Annotated in this window: 1 protein-coding gene; it reads right to left on the bottom strand. The window is 44.5% G+C overall.

Annotated features, from left to right (window positions below; genetic code table 11):
* On the bottom strand, positions 1 to 357 hold a 357-nt coding region (locus tag Q0948_RS14875), incomplete at both ends, for a hypothetical protein (RefSeq protein WP_298354517.1).

Here is a 357-nt window from a genome sequence, read left to right as displayed (position 1 = left end):
TGGCATTGTGTTAGGCGTAGGTAATGGTAACACCTCAATGTCAAAAGTAGTCTGGTCGGTACATCCTGCTGCGCTAGAGACTACTGCCTGTATCGTCTGTGGGTTCTGAATATTTGTATAAGCCGTAGGGTCTACGATAGGAGTATCACTCATCTGGTCTGCAAGACTTGCATAATAGGTCACAGATAGTAAAGGATCCCCACCGGTAAGACTTGCCTCATTAACCGTAAGGTCAAACACATTAAAGGTATCTGCATCATCATCACAAACCATTAGGTCGAGATCATCATTGGCTGGGTTTGCCGTAGGTGGGCTTTCTACAGAGATTTCAAAAGAGCTCACTGCAGCACATATATT

It is taken from the genome of uncultured Dokdonia sp., from assembly GCF_947496725.1.
Classification (GTDB): domain Bacteria; phylum Bacteroidota; class Bacteroidia; order Flavobacteriales; family Flavobacteriaceae; genus Dokdonia.
Note: the sequence above shows the minus strand (reverse complement) of the source record. Positions and strands in the feature narration are given on the sequence as shown.